This is a genomic window from Nonomuraea sp. NPDC049309, from assembly GCF_043196965.1.
GTDB classification, from domain to species: Bacteria; Actinomycetota; Actinomycetes; order Streptosporangiales; family Streptosporangiaceae; genus Nonomuraea; species Nonomuraea fastidiosa.
In genome coordinates, this window is the sequence record NZ_JBICSH010000001.1 from 2,667,751 (window position 1) to 2,684,844 (window position 17,094).

The 17,094-nt window shown below is 74.1% G+C and carries 8 protein-coding genes; 5 read left to right on the top strand and 3 right to left on the bottom strand.

The features are described 5' to 3' along the window. Positions 1–331 precede the first annotated feature (331 nt). The 4 genes from ACGFIM_RS11825 (at position 332) to ACGFIM_RS11840 (ending at position 5,411) form a co-directional block, all read left to right on the top strand. Entirely contained in the window at positions 332–2,602 is a 2,271-nt protein-coding gene (locus ACGFIM_RS11825; RefSeq protein WP_393198541.1) for a pectinesterase family protein, read from the top strand. 124 nt (positions 2,603–2,726) lie between these two features. Beyond that, a complete protein-coding gene (locus tag ACGFIM_RS11830; RefSeq protein ID WP_393198544.1) occupies positions 2,727–3,545 on the top strand; it encodes a helix-turn-helix transcriptional regulator in 819 nt (272 codons plus the stop codon). Positions 3,546–3,827: 282 nt separating this feature from the next. Continuing rightward, positions 3,828–4,679: an oxidoreductase gene (locus tag ACGFIM_RS11835; protein WP_393198546.1), complete on the top strand. Its 852-nt coding sequence runs from the start codon at positions 3,828–3,830 to the stop codon at positions 4,677–4,679. A 9-nt stretch (positions 4,680–4,688) separates the two neighbouring features. Beyond that, positions 4,689–5,411 carry an SDR family oxidoreductase gene (locus ACGFIM_RS11840; protein WP_393198549.1) on the top strand — a complete coding sequence of 241 codons (723 nt, stop codon included), beginning with the start codon at positions 4,689–4,691 and terminating at the stop codon, positions 5,409–5,411. 382 nt (positions 5,412–5,793) lie between these two features. On the opposite strand, the gene ACGFIM_RS11845 is transcribed toward ACGFIM_RS11840, so the two are convergent. Beyond that, positions 5,794–8,124 carry an ATP-binding protein gene (locus tag ACGFIM_RS11845; protein WP_393198552.1) on the bottom strand — a complete coding sequence of 777 codons (2,331 nt, stop codon included), beginning with the start codon at positions 8,122–8,124 and terminating at the stop codon, positions 5,794–5,796. Positions 8,125–8,550: 426 nt separating this feature from the next. Here ACGFIM_RS11845 and ACGFIM_RS11850 point away from each other — a divergent pair, with 426 nt between their 5' ends. Beyond that, positions 8,551–9,453: a hypothetical protein gene (locus ACGFIM_RS11850; protein WP_393198555.1), complete on the top strand. Its 903-nt coding sequence runs from the start codon at positions 8,551–8,553 to the stop codon at positions 9,451–9,453. A gap of 113 nt (positions 9,454–9,566) precedes the next feature. Here the strand turns inward: ACGFIM_RS11850 and ACGFIM_RS11855 are convergent, their stop codons facing one another. Next, positions 9,567–11,549 carry a GTP-binding protein gene (locus ACGFIM_RS11855; protein ID WP_393198558.1) on the bottom strand — a complete coding sequence of 661 codons (1,983 nt, stop codon included), beginning with the start codon at positions 11,547–11,549 and terminating at the stop codon, positions 9,567–9,569. A 384-nt stretch (positions 11,550–11,933) separates the two neighbouring features. Then, positions 11,934–16,997, bottom strand: coding sequence for a tetratricopeptide repeat protein (locus ACGFIM_RS11860; protein WP_393198561.1), 5,064 nt, complete (start codon positions 16,995–16,997; stop codon positions 11,934–11,936). Positions 16,998–17,094: the final 97 nt, after the last annotated feature.

A 17,094-nucleotide genomic window follows, 5' to 3' on the forward strand; every position in this document is an offset into this window, starting at 1 on the left:
GCCACGCCAGAGAAGCGGCCGCCCGCCCCTCCGCACAAGCGTCCACCCATCCGCGCCGCCCTACCCGCGAGGGCCACGCCAGAGAAGCGGCCGCCCGCCCTCCCTGCAGCAGCGTCCCGCCCATCCGTGCCCCTCCCCTGAGGACGCGCGCCTCCGCCCCTGAGGACGGCCCGCATGGGAGCGCTTCCAACCTCTGAGAAGCGGTTGCAATCGCTTGTTGCAGCAAATTCGCCTTAGAAGTGCAGTTTCACTGCAGGCCATTGACGAAGTGAGGGCTTTGGGTGAGGGTTTCATGCAAACGATTGCACCGCACACGCTCCAAGGTTGCGCCATGCGACTCCCGTCACTCCCCTCGCTGATCGCCCTGACGGTGATCGCCGCTCTCACCCCCCTCTCCCCCGCCACCGCCGCGACCGCGGGCCCGTCCACGATCGTGGTCGCGGCCGACGGCTCGGGCGACTACCCGACCGTGCAGGACGCCGTCGACGCCGTGCCCTCCGGCAACAGGCGGCCGGTCACGATCCTGGTCCGCAAGGGCACCTACCGGCAGCAGGTCGTCATCCCGGCCGACAAGCCGTACATCACGCTGGCCGGCGACACCACGGACCCGCGCGACGTGGTCCTGACGTACGACGTGTCGGCCGACACGCCGAAGCCGGACGGCTCGGGCACGTACGGCACGTCGGGCAGCGCGTCGTACACGATCGAGGCCCCCGACTTCACCGCCCGCAACCTCACCTTCGAGAACGCCTACGACGAGGCCGCCAACGGCAACAGCCAGGCCGTCGCGGTCAGGACGACCGGCGACCGGCAGGTCTACGACAACGTCAGGTTCCTCGGCAACCAGGACACGCTGTACGCCAACACCCCGTCCGCCACGACCGTCGCCCGCCAGTACTTCCACAACTGCTACGTCGAGGGCGACGTGGACTTCATCTTCGGCCGCGCGACGGCGGTGTTCGACCGCTGCGTCATCAAGGCGCTGAGCCGCGGCAGCTCCGACAACAACGGCTACGTCACCGCCGCCAGCACCGAGATCACCAACCCGTACGGCTTCCTCATCTACCGCAGCCACCTGACCAGCAACGCCCCCGCCCGCACCTTCCACCTGGGCCGCCCGTGGCCGGCCGGCGGCTCGACCACCGCGCGCGGGCAGGTGCTGGTGCGCGAGTCGTGGCTCGGCCAGCAGTTCAAGGATGCGCCGTGGACCGACATGTCGGGCCTGAACTGGCGGGACGCCCGCCTGTCCGAGTACCGCAACCACGGCCCCGGCGCCACCGTCAACGACGACCGCCCGCAGCTCGACCCGCGTGAGGCCGCGAAGTACACGCCTGAGCGCTACCTGGCGGGCCGCGACGGCTGGAACCCGGTCCGCCCGCCGAGCCCCAAGCCCAGGCCCGAGCCGGGGCGCGAGGTGCTGCCCAAGGGCGACGGCTGGGCGGCGGCCACCACCGGCACCACCGGCGGCTCGGCCGCCCGCCCCGAGAACGTGCACGTCGTCACCGACCGGGCGCAGCTCATCGCCGCACTCGGCGACCCCGCCGACAACACCCCGAAGATCGTGTACGTCAAAGGCGCCATCGACGCCGACACCGACGCTCAGGGCAACCCGCTGACCTGCGACGACTACGCCGTTGACGGCTACAGCCTGGACGCCTACCTTGCGGCCTACGACCCCGAGGTGTGGGGCCGCGACCGGGTGCCGTCGGGCCCGCTCGAGGACGCGCGCAAGGCGTCGTACGCGAAGATGGCCGAGCACGTCACGATCACCGTCGGCTCCAACGTCACGCTCATCGGCCTGGGGCGCGACGCCGCGCTGAAGAGCTTCGGCCTGCGCATCACCGACGCCGACAACGTGATCGTCCGCAACCTCACCATCACCGACACCGCCGACTGCTTCCCGCAGTGGGACCCGACCGACGGAGAAGAGGGCAACTGGAACGCCTCCTTCGACAACGTCGAGGTGTCCGGCTCGACCCACGTGTGGCTCGACCACAACACGCTCAACGACGGCGACAACCCCGACTCCGGGCAGCCGCGCTACTTCGGCCGGCCGTACCAGGTGCACGACGGGCTGCTCGACGTCGTACGCGGATCCGACCTCGTCACGATCTCGTGGAACCACCTCGGCAACCACGACAAGGTGACGCTGATCGGCAACACCGACGACCCGGCGCGCTACGACGAGCAGGACAAGCTGCGCGTCACCGTGCACCACAACTACTTCGAGGGCCTCGGGCAGCGCACGCCCCGGGTGCGGTGGGGCCGCGTGCACGTCTACAACAACTACTACCGGGGCGGTGACGCGCACGCCTACAGCATCGGCGTGGGCGCGGGCTCCAAGGTCTACGCCGAGGCGAACGCGTTCGACGGCATCGCCGCCGAGAAGGTGCTCAGCGTGTTCGGCGGCACCGCCATCACCGCCAAGGGCAACCTGGTGAACGGGCGGGCGGTGGACGTGGTGGCCGCGTACGAGGCCGCCACCGGCACGACGCTCGGCCGCGACGTCGGGTGGACCCCTGACCCGGCGCCGCACATGCACCCCGCGCAGGCGCTGCACGCACTGGTGCCGGCGGGCGCCGGCGCGGGCCGCCCGCTCTGAACCCCGGCTGAACGGCCCTGCGGCCGCGCCCCTCGCAAGCCCCGGTGGAACGGCCCTGAGGGTGGGAGTATCGCGCCCACCCTCAGGGCCTGTGGAGCGGGCGTTCCTGACCTAGCCTGAAGGCATGGAGACGGAGAACCTGCTCGGACGGTTCCTGCGAGCCCGCCGCGAGCGACTCCAGCCGGAGGACATCGGCATGCCGGTCGGCGCGCGCCGCCGCGTGTCAGGGCTGCGCAGGGAGGAGGTGGCGCAGCTCGCCGGAGTCAGCACCGACTACTACATCAGGCTCGAACAGGGCCGCGAACGGCACCCGTCGGACCAGGTCGTCGACGCGCTCGCCAGGGCGCTGGAGCTGGACGACGACGCCGCGGCCCACCTGCACCGCCTGGCCCACCCGGCCGTGGACGCGCGCCGCACGGCCCGCGGCCCCGAGGAGGTCGGCGACGCGCTGCTGCGCATGATGGCGGCCTGGCCGCACACCCCGGCCCTGGTGCTGGGGCGGCGCCTGACCGTACTGGCCGCCAACGCCCTGGGCGAGGCCCTGTTCGCCGGCCACGCCTACAGCGACGACCTGGTACGGCTGGTCTTCCTCGACCCGGACGCGCGTACGTTCTATCCCGACTGGGACCGGGCCGCGCTCAACACCGTGGGCGCGCTGCGCGCGAACATCGGCACCGACTACGACGACCCCGACCTGATCGATCTGGTGGGCGAGCTGTCGCTGAAGAGCGCCGAGTTCCGCGAACTGTGGGCCCGCCACGACATCCGGCAGAAGACCCACGAGACCAAGCGGTTCCACCACCCGCTGGTGGGCGAGCTGATCCTGCACTACGAGTCGCTGACCGTGAACAGCGCGCCCGGCCAGCAGCTCGTCGTCTACCAGGCCGAGCCCGGCAGCCCGTCGGAGGAGCGCCTGTCGCTGCTCGGCAGCCTCACCGCCTGACCCGCCTGTCCCAGACCTTTCCGACCGGCACCACCGACCGGTTCTTCCGGCCGGCACCGCTTCACCAGGCGCCATAGCCGTACGGCCGGCCCGCATCGTCATTCACGCGACCGCGGCATGACCGCCGCGTCGCCATCCCGGCATGCACATGTACGGCGGCGCGCCCAATCCGTGCGCCGCGGCGGCGTACCGGCCGGGCGCTCGCCCCGCCGACCGACACACGCCACGACAACGGACGCACGAACGCACCACGACGACAACCGCATGGGAGCACCGCACCACATGAGCAATTCCAACCAGCCTCCTGCCTGGTTCATCACCGGATGCTCGACCGGTCTGGGCCGGGCGCTGGCCGCCGCCGTCCTCGACCACGGCCATCGCGCCGCCGTCACCGCCCGCTCTCCCGAGCAGGTGGCCGACCTGGTGGACGCGCACCCCGGCCGCGCCGTCGCCCTGCCTCTCGACGTCACCGACCGGGATCAGGTCGCGCAGGCGGTGGCGGCGGCGGAGTCGGCCTTCGGGCGCATCGACGTGCTCGTCAACAACGCCGGATACGGTTATCTCGCCGCCCTGGAGGAAGGCGAGGACGACGAGGTCAGGGCGCTGTTCGAGACGAACGTGCACGGCCTGGTCGACGTCACCAAGGCGGTGCTGCCCGGCATGCGCGCCCGCCGTTCCGGCCACATCGTGAACATCTCGTCGCTGGGCGGGCTGGCCGCGTTCGGGGCGACCGGCTACTACCACGCCACGAAGTTCGCCGTGGAGGGGCTGTCGGAGTCGCTCGCGGCCGAGGTGGGGCCGCTCGGCATCAAGGTCACGATCGTGGAGCCGGGCGCGTTCCGTACGAACTGGTCCGGGCCGTCGATGCGGCAGTCCACGATCCGCATCGACGACTACGCCGACACGGCCGGCGCCCGGCGCGCGTCCACGCTCGCCACGTACGGCAGGCAGCCCGGCGATCCCGGCCGCGCCGCCGCGGCGATCATCACGGTCGTCGAGTCGCCGGAGCCGCCGCTGCGGCTGCTGCTCGGCAAGGCCGCCTACGACGTCGCCACCGGCCGCCTCACCACACTGCGGGCCGGATTCGACACCTGGCGCGAGCTGACGCTCAGCGCCGACTACCCCGCCTCCTAGGAGAGAGCAATGAGCAAGATCGTTCTTATCACCGGTGCGAGCAGCGGCATCGGCGCGGCCACCGCACGCCGCCTGGCCGCCGGCGGCCACACCGTGGTGCTCGGCGCGCGCCGCGAGGACCGGCTCGCGGAGATCGCGAAGGCCATCGAGGCGGACGGCGGCACCGCCGACGTGCGGCGGCTGGACGTGTCCGACCGGCGGAACGTCACCGCCTTCGTCGACGAGGCCGCCGACCGGCACGGCCGCGTCGACGTGCTCGTCGCCAACGCGGGCGTGATGCCGCTGTCCCGGCTGGATGCGCTGCTGGTGGACGAGTGGGAGCGGATGATCGACGTGAACGTTCGCGGCCTGCTGTACGGCATCGCCGCCGCGCTGCCCCACTTCAAGCGGCAGGGCTTCGGGCACTTCGTCACCGTCGCGTCGATCGGCGCGCACCAGGTGGTGCCGACGAGCGCCGTCTACAGCGGCACCAAGTACGCCGCCTGGGCCATCACCGAAGGCCTGCGCCAGGAGATGGACCCGTCCATCCGGGTCACCACGATCTCGCCCGGCGTCGTGGAGTCGGAGCTGGCCGACTCCATCACCGACCCGGGCGCGCGGGAGATGATGCGCGCCTACCGGGCGAACAGCATCTCGCCGGACTCCATCGGCGACGCCATCGCGTACGCCGTCGGCCAGCCGCCCGACGTGGACGTCAACGAGATCATCATCCGGCCGGCCCGGCAGCGCTGAGCCCTCCTCCACGGGCCCCACGGTCGAGGCACGGCCCGTTGGAGGAGGGGCCGGCCCCGCCCAGCGCGGGGTCGTCGTGCTGGGCGCGCCTCGCCTTCCACCGCGCCCGCCTTCCACCGCGCCCGCCTTCCACCGCGCCCGCCTTCCACCGCGCCCGCCTCTCGGTGTGCGGGCACGGCCCTTCAGCACCCTGCACCACGCACACCGCGCCAGGCGCTCACCCACGCGGCGCACTCACCCGACGCCGGGGCGCTCAGCCGACCCGAAACACCCACCCAACGCTGGACACTCACCCGACGCGGCGCGCTCACCCCGACCCGAGAAACCCGCCCGAAGTGGGACACTCCCCGGGCGCGGGGCGCTCGCCGGTGGGGTGGCCGGTTCAGGGGTGGGGGCCGGGGTTGGGGAGGCCCTCCGCTTCCGGTTCGAGCGCGTACGCGATGCCCGCGTCCACGTCGCTGTCGTAGCCGGTCCGGTAGGCCGCCGCGTACGCGTCGTCGCCGAGGGCGGCTTTGACCTGCGCCTCGCATGCGCGCCTGGCCGCCACCCACTCGGGGACGCTCGCCTGCGCCAGGCCGTGGTTGCTCCACACCCGCTGGGCCAGTCCGAGCAGGCGGGCCGCCCGCTCCGCCTGCCCCGCCGCGCCGGCCGCCAGCGCGAGGAGATCGACGGTCAGCCCGATGCCGAAGCTGTCGTGCAGCCGCCGCTTGGTCCGTAAAGCCGCCTGCGCGTAGCGGACGGCGGCGGCCAGCCGTCCGCCGCTCAGCTCGGCCTGTCCGCGCAGGAAGTCGCCGTGGGAGCGCATGAGCTGCTCGCCGCGCCCGTCGCACAGCGTCCGCAGGTCTTCGAGTACGGCGATCGCCTCGTCGAGCCGCCCGGCCACGGTCAGCGCGTGGGCGCGGCACAGCAGTGCCAGCAGGCCGGCGATGGTGGGCGGCTCGTCGTTCCACCGGTCGCGGTACGCGGGCTCCGACTCGGCCAGGACCCGGACCAGGTCGCCCCGGATGACGCCGGCGGCCGCCCTGAGCGCCCTGACGCAGGTGGCGGCGTACACCTGGAACCCGCCGGGGACCAGCGCGGCACGCCCGTAGATGCCCGCCAGGTCACCGCCCGTGACGGGATGGGCGGCAGGCGGACGACCGAAGGTCGCAGCCCACTCGCCTGGGGTCGCGGACAGGCGACCGGAGGTCGTGGCCGGATCGCCGGAAGCCGTGGACGGATGAGCGGGACCCTCGGACGGATCGGTGGGAGCCGCGGGCGGGTCGCCGGACGGCGGGCGGAGCTCGCGGGCGATGGCGGCGATCTGGTCGGCGCGGGTTTCGGCGCCGTGTGCGTCGCCCTGGGAGGCGGCGAGCAGGCCGTCGGCCCACAGCGCCTGGACGAGGGCGGGTTCCGGCCGCCGGGCGAGGGCGAGCGCCTGCTGGAGGTAGTGGCGGCCCTCCTTGGCGTGGCCGCAGCCGTACCAGAAGAAGGCGAGGACGCCGGACAGCTCGAGTGCGGGGGTGGCGTCTCCGGCGGCCGGCGCCACCTCGAGCGCCGCCCGCAGGTTGTCGTGTTCACCGACCATGCGGTCGTACCAGGAGAGCTGTCCCGGCCCCAGCCAGCCGGCGGCGCCCTTGATGGCGAGGGACAGGTAGTGCTCGCGGTGGCGCTGCTTGAGACGTTCCTCCTCGCCGAGGTCGCGCAGCCAGGCGGCGCCGTACTCGCGCAGCGTGTCGAGCATGCGGTACCGCTCACCCGCGCCGGTCGGCAGCCAGGTCAGCACCGAGTCCTCGGCCAGGGCGTCGAGCAGCAGCCCGATGTCGGACTCGGGGAGGCGTTCGTCGGCGCACACCTGGCGGGCGGCCTCGGTGTCGAAGTCACCGGCGAACACCGACAGCCGCGCCCACAGCAGCCGCTCGGCGGGGTCGCACAGCTCGTGGCTCCACCCCACGGCCGTGCGCAGGGCGCGGTGCCAGGGCGGGTCGTGCGGGCCGCCGGGGTCGGCGCCGAGGGCGGCGAACCGGTCGTCGAGCCGGTCGGCGAGGTAGCCGATGGGCAGGTCGCGCAGCCGGGCGGCGGCCAGCTCGATCGCCAGCGGGATGCCTTCGAGCCGCCGGCACAGGCGGACGACGGCCTCGGGGTTCTCGCGTCTCAGGTCGAAGCCGGGCACGACCTCGGCGGCGCGTTCGGCGAGCAGCGTCACGGCGTCGCCGACGAGCGCCGTGGTGCCGGCGGGCGGGACCGGCAGCGGCTCGATCCCGACCAGGGTCTCGCCCGCCACCTCCAGCGGGCGGCGGCTGGTGGCGAGCACGCGCAGCCCCGGTACGGCGGCGAGCAGCGCGGCGACGACGTCGCCGCAGGGGCCGGTGAGGTGCTCGCAGGAGTCGATGACGAGCAGCAGCTCGCGTCCTGACAGGTGCTCGGCCAGCACCTCCGTCATGGGCCGGGCGGTCTGGTCGGCCAGCCGGAACGCTCCGGCGATCGCGTGCGGCACGAGGCCGCCGTCGTTCAGCGCGGACAGGTCCACCAGCCAGGCTCCCCCGCCGAACTCGGGCCGCAGCTCGGCCGCCGCGCGCAGCGCCACGCGTGACTTGCCGACGCCGCCGACGCCCGTGAGCGTCACCAGGCGGGAGCGGCGGACTGCCGTACGCACCTCGTCCAGCTCGGCGCGCCGGCCGACCAGGCTGGTCAGCTCGGGTGGAAGGTTGCCCGCCTGCCACTTGCCTGCCATCGCGATCGCCCCCATCCGGCCGGGAGTGTGACAGCGGCTTGCCCCACGACGGCCGTTCGATCACCAGACGTAAGGGAGCAATTACGCCGCTGCTGGAGATGGTGGCCCGGGCTGCGGGTGGCGTCAAGAGCCGTTCCGCTGCCGACCGGGCCGCGGGGAGCGGAGAGAACGCGCGTTCTCCAGGCCTTGACGGCGCAGGGTTCGCCCACGCGTCGCCGGCCGACCGGCCTCGCCACGACCGCCGCCGTGGCGGCCGCAGTGCGGGAACGGCTCCCGTCCCGCGCGCCGGACCCTCCGCGCTTGGCAATGGTGTTCGGGGCGTTTGCGCAGGCCAAAAGGGGCGGAACGGGGTGCGCGGCGCGGCCGGAAGGTCGCGCCTCCCGTGAGAGATTCCGAACAGTAGCTCCTGACCTTGAGGAACGTCTCATGGGACACGATCACCAGGACCGGCCGGTCAGCCGGCGGCGGCTCATCACCGGCATCGGCTCGCTCGGCATCGGCGGGCTGCTGACCGCGGGCGACCCCCACGCGGCCGGGTCTACGGAGAGTGCGGCGGCGGGAACCGTCACGGGCGGCGCCACGACGCGCCCCGGCGACGGCCCGGCCTCCGGCGCGATGCCCGCCGCCGGGTCGTCGAGCGGCGCATTCGATCCCGGCACGCACGCCAAGGCCCAGGCGCTGCTGTCCAGGGCCCAGATGTGCAAGCTGACGCCCAGCACCAAACAGGGCCCCTACTACTTCGAGACCGGCTCCGTGCGCAGCGACCTGCGCGAGGACCGGCAGGGAGTGCGGCTGCGGCTGGCGCTCAAGGTGCAGGACGGCCTCACCTGCCGGCCGCTGCCCGGCGCGGCCGTCGAGGTCTGGCACTGCGACGCCTCAGGCCTCTACTCCGGCGCCGAACGTCAGTCGCGCCTGGTGCTGACCGGCGGCGACAAGGTGCGGATCAGGCCCGGCACCGTCTTCACCGACATCACGCCCTCCGACGGGCGGCGCTATCTGCGCGGCGTGCAGCTCGCCGACCGCGACGGCATCGTCCGCTTCACCACGATCTGGCCGGGCTGGTACCCGGGGCGTACCGTGCACGTTCACGTGATGGTCGTCGTCGGGGACCACCGGGCGCTGTGCACCGAGATCATGTTCGACGAGAGCCTGAACAGCAAGGTGCTCGCCACGCCCCCGTACCGCGCGGGGCACAAGCGGCCCAGGGACACCTTCAACGGCAACGACCTGATCTTCAGGGACGACATGTTGGCCCACGTCGTCGAGGACGGCGAGGGCTACCTCGCCGCCGCCGTCCTCGCCGCCGGTTCCGAGGACCGCCCCGTCTGACCGGCCGGGTGTCCGACGCGTCCGCGGTCCGCGCGGGTGCGTGACCGGCCCGCACACGACGTCGGCACCGGTGCGCGGCCCGCCCGCACACGAGGTCCGCGCCCGCGTCCTGGCTACACCCGCCGCACGACGTGCAGCAGGTACTCCTTCCTGTCCAGCGGGTTGTGGTCGGTACGCGGGCGTTCGGGGATCGGGCCGCGTACCGGCTCGTAGTGGGAGAAGGCGGACTCCAGGACGCCCTCACCCCGCGTCAGCCCCGGCAGCCGCCGCTCCAGCTCGTGCACCCTGGCCGCCGGGATCTCGCCTTCCACCAGCCCTGCGTGCCGGGTGCGCGGCACCGCGCCCAGCCTGGTCAGCACCGGCAGCACCGAGCTGAGCAGGTCGGGCGGCAGGTCGAGGCGGAAGCGGTGCATCGGCTCGTACACGGTGGTCCCGGCCTGGCGCAGCGCCGCCATCAGCACGAGCGGCACGAGGTTGCGGAAGTCGCCGGCCGTGCTCGACATGCTCTTGTCGAAGACGCCGCCGGAGTGGCTCTGCCTGGCCCAGTAGCCCGAGTGGGTCAGCGTGACCACGCAGTCCAGCACCTCCCACCCGTGCAGGCCCTGCTTGAGCGTCTCGCGCACGGTCTCCTCGACCGTGCGCATGAACGCGTACGGCAGCGAACCCAGCTCGACCTCCAGCCGGAACTCCACCCCGCTGCCGGGCGGGCCGGGCTCGACCCGCAGGCCGACCGTCGCGAGGAACGGGTTCGGCTCCTTGCCGATCAGCTCGTACGCCGCCCCGATGCCCGACGGGCGCTCCACGCAGATCGTGGTCGTCTCGCGGAACGTCACCTCCAGGCCGTACTCCTCGGCCAGCGTGTCCCGGACGACCTCCTTCTGCACCTCGCCGTAGAGCGAGACCGACACCTCCTGGCGCACGTCGTCCTGGCGGACCGCGATCAGCGGGTCCTGCTCGGCGAGCTGCGCGAGCGCGAGGTGCAGCGCGGCACGGTCCTGCGGCCGCCGCGGCACCACCACGGTCTCCAGCGCCGGAGGCGCGAAGTACCCGCTCTCTCCGTCCCTCCGGGGGACGGGGCAGGGGTGGCCGGCGAGATGGACGGAGTCGCCGATGCGGACGTCCGGCAGGCCCCAGACGCGGGCGATCCGGCCTGCGGGCACCTCCTGACGCCGCTCGTCCGTACCGGAGTCGAAGACGCTGATCCCGGTGATCCTGCCCGTCCGCTCTCCGAAGCGCAGCCGGTCGCGGACGCGCAGCGTGCCCTCGAACATCCGCACGTACGCGACCTTCTCCCCCGCCGGGCCCCGCCCGACCTTGAAGACGGTCCCCGACGGCGGCCCGTCCGGATCGCCGGGCGCGGCGGGCAGCAGCTCGTCGATGCCCGCCATCAGCGCCTCCACCCCGGCCCCGGTGATCGCCGAGCCGGAGAACACCGGGTGCACCACGGCCTGCGCGGTCTGCGCCCGCAGCTCGGCGCGGAGCCGGCCGGGGGTGATCGAGCCCTCGTCGGTCACGTACGCGGCCAGCAGCGCGTCATCGCGCCGGGTCAGCACGTCGAGCAGCCGGTCGGTGAAGGCGGGCGCGCCGTCGAACGGGGTGAACGCGGCGCCGGCGGTGCCCGGGTTCGCGGTCGCGCCCATGGGGACGACGGCCGGCGAGATCTTGGCGGCCAGCTCGGCGAGCACCTCACCGGGGCGGGCGCCACGGCGGTCGATCTTGTTGACGAAGATGAGCGTGGGGATGCCGAGGCGGCGCAGCGTACGCATGAGCACGCGGGTCTGCGCCTGCACCCCCTCCACGGCCGAGACGACGAGGACGGCGCCGTCGAGCACGTTGAGCACCCGCTCCACCTCGGCGATGAAGTCGGGGTGTCCCGGGGTGTCGATCAGGTTGACGGTGGTGCCGCCGACGGTGAACGAGACGACGGCCGACTTGATGGTGATGCCGCGCCGGCGTTCGAGTGCCAGGACGTCGGTCCTGGTGGTGCCCTCATCGACGCTGCCGGCCTCGTCGATGGCTCCGGCGGCGTACAGCAGCCGCTCGGTCAGGCTGGTCTTACCGGCGTCGACATGCGCCAGAATTCCCAAATTGAGCACGCGCAATGAACGTCATGTCCTTCGGTGAGATGACTCCTTCTTGCTCGGAAGACATGACGGTTGTGCGCATTTCCGCTCCTCGGGTCGGTTTGATCACGACCCAGCACACCAAACGAGCACGGCCGGCGGCAATCGAATTTCCGCCCCCGGCAGCCCTGGCGGACCGGCGCTCGGTCCCGCCCGTTCGATCACGGGATGGACGGCATCACCTCCCAGACGGCGGGGCGTCCGGTTGCGTACGCGCCGAGCGGCCCGCCGAGCGGAGCCGCGGGCCGCTCGCGCCGCAGCAGCGCGGTGAAGAGCCCGTCGCGGGTCTTCCCGTGCAGGTAGATGGCGCCTGTGGCGACGCCGGTGCGCCGGGCGAATCGTCCGCGAGCCGAGAGCTCACCCGATCTTGCCCAGCAGCACCTCCGCTTCCGGGGCGAACGACGGGTCGCCGGTCTCCACCGCCCTGGTCAGCAGGGCGCGGGCGAGGTCCAGGTCACCGCGCTCGTACCGGATCTCGCCCATGCGGCAGGCGGCCTCGGCGACCAGCTCGGCCTGCTCGCTCAGCTCCAGCGTCAGCTCGTAGAAGCGCAGCGCCCCGTCGCGGTCGCCCAGCCAGTAGCACAGCTCGCCGAGGTGCGCCGCCGCGAGGCCGGACTCGGAGTCGCCCGAGTCGATCACCCGCTGGTACCAGGTCAGCGCCTCGGGGAAGTCGCGCTCGCGCTTGGCCAGCGCGCCCAGGTACATCGCGGCCAGCGCGCTGACGTGCCCGTCGGCCTCATCGGCCGCCCTGCGGTACCAGGCGCGCGCCTGCGCCGCGTCCTCGTCGTGGTACGTCTGCCCGAGCGCGATCATCGCACGTACCGCGAGGCCGGCGTCGCCGGACTCCACCACCCGCAGGTAGACCTCGCGGCCCTCGTCCACCTGCCCCGCGTCGACGAGGCGCTGGGCGTACAGGGTGAGCGCGGTCGGGTCGCCGTCCCGAGCCGCCTCGCGCAGCGTGCGCAGCGACGCCTCCAGGTCGCCCTGCTGCTCCTGCAGCATGCCGAGCAGCCCGCCGAACACGCCGCGCGCCGGGCTCTCGGCGTCGCGCGCCTGCCGCTCGGCCAGGGAGTAGACGGCCTCGGTGTCGCCTTCGGCCTCCAGCAGCTCCAGCAGCCGTCCGTCCGCGACGAACCGAACGTCCGGGTCCTCGTGGCGGCTCAGCCGCTCGTACGTCTCCCGCGCCCGTCCCTTCTCCCCCAGCTCGGCCAGCCGCTGGGCCGCCTCCAGCTCCGCGTACGGGCCGGTGCCGGCCAGCGCGAAGTAGCCGGGCACCGCCTCGGGATCGGCGCACCGGCCGCCCAGCGCGCGGGCGGTGTCGGCGGCCCGCTCCCCCAGCAGCGCGAGCGCCCGCTGCGCCGGCGCGTGCTCGCCGCGCTCGCACGCCTCGTGCGCCAGGCCGGTCAGCGACTCGATCCCCAGGTCGTCCACGGGGGTGCCGAGGGCCAGCGCGAACGCCTCGGCGGCGGCGCCGAGGTCGCCGTCCTCGTACGCGAGCACGCCGAGCCGCACGCCCGCGCGGCCCGCGGCGGCCGGGTGCCCGGACGCCGCCGCGAGTCGCAGCTCGCGCTCGGCCCCCGTACGGTCGCCCAGCTCCTCCAGCACGCCCGCCAGGTCCACCCGCAGCGCGGCGGCCAGCGCGCCGGGCGCGGTCTCGACGCCCCGCGCGAACGCGGCGGCCGCCTCCTCCTTGCGGCCCCTGAGCGCCAGCGAGGATCCCCGCGCCCAGTGGCCCGTGCCCGCCGTCTCCGGGTCGCCGCTCTCCACCGCCAGGGCGGCCTCGGCCTCGAGTGCGTCGTGGTCCTGCTCGCGTACGAGGAGGGCGAGCAGCTCGCGGCGGGACTCCAGGTCGCCGCTCGCCGCCGCCCCCGCCAGCACCTCGCGGGCCCGCTCCGGCTCGCCGCGCTGCTGGAGCAGCCGGGCGGCCAGCGCCCCGGTGCGGGGCAGCCCGGTCAGCGCCGCCTCGACCGCGCCGTCCAGGTCGCCGCGGCGGTGGCGGACGATCGCGATGTCGTGCCAGGCCACGGCCGCCGTCTCCGGATGCTCGGCGGCCCGCAGGAACCACAGCTCGGACCTGCAGTGGTCGCCGTCGCCGGCGAGCAACGCGCCGAGCTCGAACGCGGCCCTCGCCTCGCCGTCCGCGGCGAGCAGGCGCAGCAGCCGCTCGGCGCGGTCCCCGTCGAGGTCGCCGGCCACGTCCAGGACGTGACCGACCGCCTCGTCGCGCTCGGGCCCCAAGGGGATCCCGGCGAGCAGTGCGTGCACGCGGGCCACGTCGCCGTCCCGCAGCGCGAACAGCAGCGCCGCCAGCGGGCGCGAGCCGGTCAGCTCGGCCAGCGCCGCCTCCGCGCCCGCCCGATCGCCCTCGGCGTCCAGCACCCACGGCAGCTCGCCGGGCTCGGCCCGGCCGAGCAGCCACCGCGCCACTGCCCCGGCCTGGCTCTCCGCGCCTGCGTCCGCGAGGGCGGCCGCGCGTTCCAGCGCGAACTCCGCCGCCTCGCCGTCCCCCGCCGCGCGCAGGCTGCGGCCGGCGGCGAGCATGGTCTCCGCCTCCGAGCCGGGCTCGAGTGCCGCCGCGCGTTCGAAGGCCGCCTTGGCCTCCTCCAGCTCCCCCGTCTCGGCCAGCAGCACGCCGAGCAGCCGCTCCGCGCGCGCCGTCGCGGGCACCCGCCAGGGGCCGCGCACGCCCGCGCCGCGCTCCGGAGCGCCTTTCTCAGAGACCGCGCCCTGGGAGGCGGCGTCACGGGAGGCGGCGTCACGGGAGGCGGCGTCCTGAGAGGCGGTCCCCTGCGCGGCGGTGTCCTGAGAGGCGGTCTCCCGCGCGGCGGCGATCAGGGTGGCGAGGGCCGCGGGGGCGTCACCGCGTTCGTGCAGCCGCTCGGCCACCAGCACCGGACCGTCGCCACCGAACGCGGCGGTCAGCCGCTCCAGGGCCTCGGGCACCCGGCCGGCGTCCACGAGCGCCCGCCCGAGCAGGAGCGCCGCGTCCCGGTCGTCGCCGGGCAGGCGGGAGAGCACGGTCACGGCCTCGTCGTGCTCCCCGAGGTCGTGCAGCAGCTCACCGGCCGCGCGCAGCGCCAGCCGGTCCAGCTCCTCGTCCTCGCCCGCCCCCGCCAGGTACGCCATGACCGCACCGCGCGGGTCGCCGGCCTCGCTGCGCAGCGCGCCGAGCAGGCAGGCGGCGTGCTGCCGCGGCGCCGGATGCCCGGACTCGACCGCCAGCGTCAGCGCGCCGTCGGCCGCCTCGAACTCCCCGAGGCGCCGCCAGGCGCTCGCGCACTCGATGGCCAGCCGGGTCGCCATCGACCCCGCCTCGCCCTCGGGCATCGCCCGCGCGGCGGCGCCGAAGTCCCGGTCGAGCACCAGCCTGCCGAACCCGCTCAGCTCGTCCGTCCCCAGGTCGAGCGCGGCCCGCGCGCCCGCCACGTCGTCCAGCCTGAGCCGGGTGACGGCCAGCGGCAGCGCGGCACGCTCCGTCTCGCCCTCGGCGATGAGCCGCTCGTGCAGCCGGCAGGCGGCGAGCAGGTCGCCCTGCCGCTCGTAGATGTCGGCGAGCGCGGCGGCGGCCTCCATCCGCAACCCGCGGTGCGGGCCTTCGAGGACGCTCTCGTACGCCGCCCGCGCCCGCCCCGGATCGTCGCCGGCCACCAGCCCGCCGAGCGTGGCGCCCACCCAGGGGGCCAGCGCGGGATGCCCGCAAGCGTGCGCGCGTTCCAGCAGCTCGGTGGCCTGCCGCCGGTCGCTCAGCACCTCCTTGCCGAGCACCGCCGCGTACGACAGGGCCAGCGGGTCGCCGCTGCTCGCCGCCGACAGGAACAGCTCGGCCGCCTCCGACGGGTCGTAGCCGGTGGAGACCAGCACGTGCGCGAACACGGCGGTGCCGAGCGCCGCGACGGCCGGATCGAGGTGCTCGGTGGCCGCGCGGTAGCCGTTCAGGCCGTCGTCCCTGCCCAGCCACTGGTGGTCGAGGAGCGCGTTCAAGACGGGGTGCGGCTCGTCGCCTGATGCGTGCAGCAGCTGCAGCAGGACCGCCGCCTGGAAGCCCTGCGGCACGTCGTCGCCCTCGGCCACGTACGTCAGCAGCTCGTCGGCCTGCTCCGGGTCGCCCTCGCGCAGTTCGAGCCCGGCCAGCGCGACCATGGCGCGCGGCGCCTGGACGGGCGCGCCGGAGTCGGCGGCACCGCGCAGCAGCCGCCTGGCCCCGGCCAGGTCGCCTTCGCGCAGCCTGGCCAGGCCCTCGTCCACGTCGTTGAGCGCCTGCTCGGCCACGGGGTCTTCGAGCGGCTGCCGCCGGGCCTCGTGTTCGAGCAGCAGCGTGGCCTTGAACGCGGTGTCAGGGTCGGGGTTGCCCGCCGCCAGCCCGGCCAGCTCCATGACCTCGTCGCGCGCCTCGGGCCGCTGCTCCAGCAGCATGCCGAGCAGGGTGACGCAGGCGGACGACCATTCGGACTCGCCCGCTTCCAGCACCGCCCTGATCGCGGCCAGCGCGGGTGCGCTCTCCCCCGCCTCGGTGTGGAGCTGGGCCAGGCACGCCTGGGCCTCCAGAGCGTGCTCATGGTGGCCGCTGGCGATGACCCGGTTGAAGATCGCCTTGGTCTCCTCGTCGTCGCCGAGCTGCGCGGTGACCTTGGCCAGCTCGATGAGCGAGGGCAGCCGGACCTCGGGGTCGGGGTGCTCGGCGGCGACGCGGTAGGCGGCGGCGGACTCAGCGTACTCGCCGAGATCGACCAGCACCGCGCCGAGCAGGTTGTGCGCCATGGCGCGGTGGCCGGGGTGCCCGACGGCGATGGCGTGCTCGCAGACGGCGCGGGCCTCGGCGAAGTCGCCCGCGTCGGCGTACATGCGGTAGAGCTGGAACGCCGCCAGCGACACCACCTCGGGGTCGCCGCAGGTCAGCAGCGCGCGGTAGTCGTCCTCGGTCTCGGCGGCGGCGTACAGCTCCTGGGGCGGGGCCTGCGCGGGCGGAAACTCGGGCAGCTCCAGCCGGGCGGCCAGCTCGGCCACGGCGGGGCTGTCGCACCTGCGGGCCCGTTCGAGCGCCTCCTGCGCGCCCGCCGCGTCGCCGAGCTGCGTGCAGACCAGCACCAGCGCCGTGTCGGCGAGCGCGGCCACCTCGAAGTCGGCGCCGTCCGAGGCGATCATCAGCACGCGGTGCGCCGCCGCCCACTCCTTGGCGTTGACGAGCATCATGCCCATCGCCATGGCCGAGCGCTGCCCGAACACCGGGTCACCCGACTGGATCACCGCGCGGTGCGCCGCCTCCGCACCGTCGAGGTCTCCCTGCTCCTGCAACAAACCGGCCAGCAGGTGGGACGCCTCGGGGTCCCCCGTCGCCGCGATCTCCCTGAACAGCGCGGCGGCCTGGTCGAGATCTCCGGCTCTCCAGTGGCTCATGGCCGCGTCGAGCTGCTCTGACGCCATTCCTCACTCCAAAGTCAGCGAATATCGTGAAAAAGCTACACATGTGTCACTCACGTCACACCGCGTTTGGAGATCTCCGGTACGCCCGCGAAGAGGA

Bases quoted from the DNA above. Each gene is read 5' to 3' on its own strand.
- ACGFIM_RS11825 (WP_393198541.1), top strand. From the start codon at position 332: ATGCGACTCCCGTCACTCCCCTCGCTGATCGCCCTGACGGTGATCGCC.
- ACGFIM_RS11830 (WP_393198544.1), top strand. From the start codon at position 2,727: ATGGAGACGGAGAACCTGCTCGGACGGTTCCTGCGAGCCCGCCGCGAG.
- ACGFIM_RS11835 (WP_393198546.1), top strand. From the start codon at position 3,828: ATGAGCAATTCCAACCAGCCTCCTGCCTGGTTCATCACCGGATGCTCG.
- ACGFIM_RS11840 (WP_393198549.1), top strand. From the start codon at position 4,689: ATGAGCAAGATCGTTCTTATCACCGGTGCGAGCAGCGGCATCGGCGCG.
- ACGFIM_RS11845 (WP_393198552.1), bottom strand. From the start codon at position 8,124: ATGGCAGGCAAGTGGCAGGCGGGCAACCTTCCACCCGAGCTGACCAGC.
- ACGFIM_RS11850 (WP_393198555.1), top strand. From the start codon at position 8,551: ATGGGACACGATCACCAGGACCGGCCGGTCAGCCGGCGGCGGCTCATC.
- ACGFIM_RS11860 (WP_393198561.1), bottom strand. From the start codon at position 16,997: ATGGCGTCAGAGCAGCTCGACGCGGCCATGAGCCACTGGAGAGCCGGA.